At 70.6% G+C, this 4,422-nt stretch carries 5 protein-coding genes; 2 read left to right on the top strand and 3 right to left on the bottom strand.

From position 1 onward, the window contains the following. Nucleotides 1-200: 200 nt before the first annotated feature. A complete protein-coding gene (locus ACFV6D_RS31030) occupies nucleotides 201-713 on the bottom strand; it encodes a hypothetical protein (protein ID WP_380562089.1) in 513 nt (170 codons plus the stop codon). A gap of 298 nt (nucleotides 714-1,011) precedes the next feature. Here ACFV6D_RS31030 and ACFV6D_RS31035 point away from each other — a divergent pair, with 298 nt between their 5' ends. Together ACFV6D_RS31035 and ACFV6D_RS31040 are read left to right on the top strand one after the other, a co-directional pair. Then, entirely contained in the window at nucleotides 1,012-2,253 is a 1,242-nt protein-coding gene (locus ACFV6D_RS31035) for a hypothetical protein (RefSeq protein ID WP_380562091.1), read from the top strand. 9 nt (nucleotides 2,254-2,262) lie between these two features. Further along, nucleotides 2,263-2,793 carry a hypothetical protein gene (locus ACFV6D_RS31040; protein WP_380562093.1) on the top strand — a complete coding sequence of 177 codons (531 nt, stop codon included), beginning with the start codon at nucleotides 2,263-2,265 and terminating at the stop codon, nucleotides 2,791-2,793. Between the two features lie 3 nt (nucleotides 2,794-2,796). On the opposite strand, the gene ACFV6D_RS31045 is transcribed toward ACFV6D_RS31040, so the two are convergent. Together ACFV6D_RS31045 and ACFV6D_RS31050 are read right to left on the bottom strand one after the other, a co-directional pair. Beyond that, nucleotides 2,797-3,876, bottom strand: coding sequence for an NAD-dependent epimerase/dehydratase family protein (locus ACFV6D_RS31045; RefSeq protein ID WP_380562095.1), 1,080 nt, complete (start codon nucleotides 3,874-3,876; stop codon nucleotides 2,797-2,799). After that, nucleotides 3,873-4,289, bottom strand: a complete 417-nt coding sequence (locus ACFV6D_RS31050; RefSeq protein ID WP_380562097.1) for a hypothetical protein — start codon at nucleotides 4,287-4,289, stop codon at nucleotides 3,873-3,875. The genes ACFV6D_RS31045 and ACFV6D_RS31050 overlap by 4 nt, the downstream gene beginning before the upstream one ends. Nucleotides 4,290-4,422: the final 133 nt, after the last annotated feature.

Raw genomic sequence — 4,422 nt, forward strand, 5'->3', positions numbered from 1 at the left:
GTGCTAACAAAACCCTTTGTGGTCTTTAAAACCCCCCCCCCCCCAACACCCCCCCGGCGGGGGGGGGCCCGCCGGGGGCCCCCCCCCCCCCTTCGGCGTTCGTCCTTCGCCCCGCGCCCTCTACCGGGGCCACACTCGGCTCGCCAGAACCCCGCCAGCCTTGTCGAGCTGCGGGTTCCAGCCGACGTTCCTGCGGGTCACTAGGGGACGATGGCCCAGAGCTGGCATTCCACCGGGAGCAGGTTCTGGCCCTTCACCCTGATGGTCGCCTTCCCGTCTTTTTGCGTACCGGTGGCCCCGCTCGTCGGCTTGATCAACAGGGTGAAGCACAGGCGGTTGCTGTCCGTCGAGGTCGTGTTCAGACTCGCGTCCAACTCGATGGTCAGCACGCCGTCTTTGATGGGCGGTGCCGGTGAGACGGTTTTGAGTCCGTTGACTGCGTACGTCTGGTCGTTGTACCAGTAGTAGTTCGCCCAATCGACCCATTCCCAGCCGGTCGGGCTCTTGAACTGGCAGGTCACCGTCTGCTTATCCCATTGAGCGTCCTTCGGTTCTGTTACGCGCAGCGAAACAGTGAAAAGATGAAATCCCGGGTCGTTGGCGGGGCCGATGGGAGCACTTTCCTGCGTGACGGTCACCTTGGTCGCCGGAACTGAGGGTGTGTTGATCGGTTCTTCGCGCGCCGGTGCGGTCGTCGGTTCTGCAGGCATCATGGAGATCAGCCTTTCTTTCCGTGAGGAGTCTCTGCGACTGGATGGAGAGTGATTACCCAAGGTCAGAGCGCGGCTGCGGAATCACCTCCACAGGTTCGCACGAATGGGTCGCATACGCACTCTCAACGCGGCGGCCGGCTAGGGCGGCGGAGCGGCTCCGTGAACGATTGCCGTGTCACAATCGCTTCGCCTCGAAGCCTGGGAAGTTCGTCAGAAAAATTCCCAATTTTGCTCCACACGGACGACATGCGATCAAACCGCGCTCCTCGTACGATGATCAATGGAGGCCAGGAAACAGATGGGCACACACCCTTACGCCTTCCACATCGCCCTGGACGGGAACGGCATGAACGGCCTGGAGGGCGCGGCCGGCGTCTGCGTCTTCCGCTACGACCCGGACAGCGGCGAGTACTCCTACCGGGTGCGGTACTACGACGGCGTGTCCGGCGGCCATGCCGTCAGCGTCACCCCCGACCGGAGGTTCGGGTTCCTCGGCAACGCCGGGCAGCAGTTGCTCTTCTACGACGTCCAGTCCCTGGACGAGAGCGAGCGGGTCTCCACCCTGCGGTTCGAACCCCCGGACGCCGCGATCAAGAGCAGCACCCACATGGTGTGGCTGGACGGTACCCACGGCATCACCGCGATCGGTGACGGTCTGTGGCTGATGGACCTCGACCGCCCGACCGGGGCCCAGCGCATCGGTGACCACCTGCTGAAGCTCCCGCACGCCATGAAGCGCACCGCCTCCGGTCGGTACCTCGTCTACGGCGGGATGGACCACCCGGGCCGGGGCGAAGCGGCCGAGGTCGGCATCTTCGACCTGGAGAAGCGCGTCGCCCGGCGGGTGCGGCTGCCGACGACCTGCTGGCACGTGGCCTGCCACCCGAGCGACGAGCGGTTCTACGCGCTGTCCTTCCGCGTACTGCCGCAGGAGGGCCGGGACTGGCACGAGTGGGCCATGGCCTACTTCAAGGAGTACGTGTACGAGATCGACGCCGAGTCCGGGCAGATCCTGCGGCACTGGGCGTGCGGGCAGACCTTCCCCGCGCACATCAACTCGGACGTCTGCGTCTCCGACCGCGAGCTGATCTACTGCAACGGCGGCAGCGGCACCATCGTCATGATCGACCTCGCCGACTTCGCCTCGTACCGCGTGATCGACGAACGCCCGCGCCTGGCGGCGCAGTTGCGCTCCGCCCGGCAGGCGGCGCGGCAGGTCACCGACGCCTTCACCCGGGGCTCGCCCGGTCCGAGCAGCAAGCACTTCGTCGGCGCCCTGCGGGTCACCCGCGGCACGCTCATCGACGGTGTCTACGCCTGCCAGCTCTCCGCCGACCAGACGCTGCTGTTCACCGCCAACCGGGGGCTCAACACGATCACCGTGTACGACTACCCGGCGAACACCGTGCGGCTGCGGGTCGAGATGCCGGAACTGCGCACCCACCTTCCCGAGCTGCCGGTCTGGACCGATCCCCGCCTGGGGTTCCACCACAGCACCCTGCTGAGCCCGCCGCCGGCCCGTACCGGAAACCCGACCTGAGGAGTTCCCATGAGCCCCGAGACCCCCGAACAGTTGAACGACGAACTCCATGCGGGCTGGGAGCACCTCCGGGCCACCGCGGCCACGGTCGCCGAGCTCCAGACCGCGATGTGGGGCGACTGGGCGGAGCTGACGGCCGGGCTGGCCACCGGCAGGCTCGCCTGGGGCGAGGTCTACAGCGAGTACTGGAAGTTCGTCGCCGACGAGGACCTGAGGTTCGCCCTGGAACTGAGCGGCCTCGGCATCGACTACGCCCAGCGGGTGGCGGAGGTCACCCGGGAGCACGAGCAGCGCCTGCGCGACCACCTCCGCAGGGCCGCGCAAGGCGGCGGCCCCGACACCACGGACAGCGACGACACCAGCGACGACACCAGCGACGACACCAACGACGACACCAACGACGACACCAACGACACCGACACCGACACCGGCGCCGACGACACCGGCGGCACCGAGACCGACACCGGCGCCGACGACACCGATACCGGCACCGGCGGGAAGCCCGCCCGCTCCTCCCGCTCCAGGAACCCGAAGCAGTGACGGTCAGCCCGCTGCCGGGCCGCCGTCCTCCAGCGGACGGGGAAGCAGCTCCCGCGCGCCCGTCACCTCGGGATGCGGCCGCAGCCCGGACCTGACCCGGTCCGACAGGTGTGGACTGGTCACCAGCCAGCCCAGAGCCTCGACCAGCGCCTGCCGCGCGGGCCTCGGCCGGTAGCCGAGGCCCGCGGCCTTGTCGTGCCGGTACCAGTAGAAGCGGCCCATCGTCCGGGCCTCCGCCCGGGTGGTCGCCGGGGCCTTGGCGGTCAGCACCGCGCGGATCTCCCCCAGCGTCGCCGCCAGGTACGCGCCGGTGTGGCTGGCGGTGGCCCACGGTCCACGGGTGCCGCACAGCTCGGAGACGGTCTGGTGGATGGTCCGCCACGCCCAGTTCTCGCCGCCGAGCAGGTAGCGCTCCCCGGGCCGGCCGTGCTCGGCGAGCAGCACGTGGCCGGCCGCGACGTCCCGGACGGAGACGATGTTGCAGCCGCCCGGATAGGTGGTGCGCAGCGAATCGGCCAGGTACCGGGTGATCAGCGCGTTGCTGGGCACCAGCCGCCAGTCGGGCCCGCCGACCACGATGGTCGGGCAGGCCGCCACCACCTCCAGGCCGAGTTCGGCGCCCAGGGCGAACGCCGTTCGTTCCTGCTCCAGCTTGGTGACGAAGTAGTCCGGCAGGTACTCCGCTCCGGGCGTCCACTCCTCGTCCCGGGCCACCGGTCCGCCCGACGAGCCGCAGGCGATGGAGGACGAGGTCACCACGACCCGCCGGACCCCGGCCTCCGCCGCCGCCCGCAGCACCTCGCAGGTGCCTTCCACGTTGGCCCTGGCCAGTTCCTCCCGGCTGGTGTCCCAGTAGGCGAAGACGGCGGCGCAGTGGAACACCGTGTCGCAGTCCTCGAACGCGGGCCGCAGGCTGAGCGGGTCGCGCAGGTCCGCGTTGACCAGGGGCACGTCGAGGCCGTGCAACTGCCGGAGGTCGCTGCTGCGCCGCACCACCGCCCGCGCCTCGTGGCCGGCGGCGAGCAGCGCGCGCACCACCTGGGACCCGACGAGCCCGCTGGCGCCGGTGACGCACGCCCTCACGGGGCCTGCCTCGACCGCCGGTCCCGGGCCGCGGCCTCGCGCAGCCCCTGCCAGAAGCCGGCGACGGCCGGGCGCAGCGACTCGCGGAACTCGTCCAGCAGGGGGGAGCGGGCCGGGGCGGTGTCACCGGGCGTGACGTGCCAGAAGCCGTCCGGACCCAGTCGTCCCGGCGGGGTCGGCGCGGTCAGGGCCTGGGAGGTGACGGTCCGGACCATCCGGGCGGCCTCGGTCAGCCGCTGGGTGGGCAGTTCGGCGGCCTCCACGTCGTCGAAATCCTCCCAGGCCCGGCCGATCCGGTAGGGGCGCCCCTCGTACTGCGCCTCGAAGTTGTCGAGGGTGCGGGTGAAGAAGCGCTGGTAGGAGTCCTGTACCAGCGGGTCCCTGAGCTTGGGCCGAGTGTCGGGGCGGATCACCTGCCAGGTCAGCGGCAGGGTGAACCGCTGGGGGGGGGGGGGGGGGCGGCCCGCGCCCCCGCGCCCCCCCCCCCCCCGCGGCGGCGCGCCCACCGCCCCCGCCCCACCCGCCCCGCGCCGGCGGGCGCGGGCG

The organism is Kitasatospora sp. NPDC059812 (assembly GCF_042732075.1).
GTDB lineage: Bacteria > Actinomycetota > Actinomycetes > Streptomycetales > Streptomycetaceae > Kitasatospora.

Coding starts and splice junctions, on each gene's coding strand:
- ACFV6D_RS31030 (WP_380562089.1), bottom strand. CDS start 713: ATGATGCCTGCAGAACCGACGACCGCACCGGCGCGCGAAGAACCGATC.
- ACFV6D_RS31035 (WP_380562091.1), top strand. CDS start 1,012: ATGGGCACACACCCTTACGCCTTCCACATCGCCCTGGACGGGAACGGC.
- ACFV6D_RS31040 (WP_380562093.1), top strand. CDS start 2,263: ATGAGCCCCGAGACCCCCGAACAGTTGAACGACGAACTCCATGCGGGC.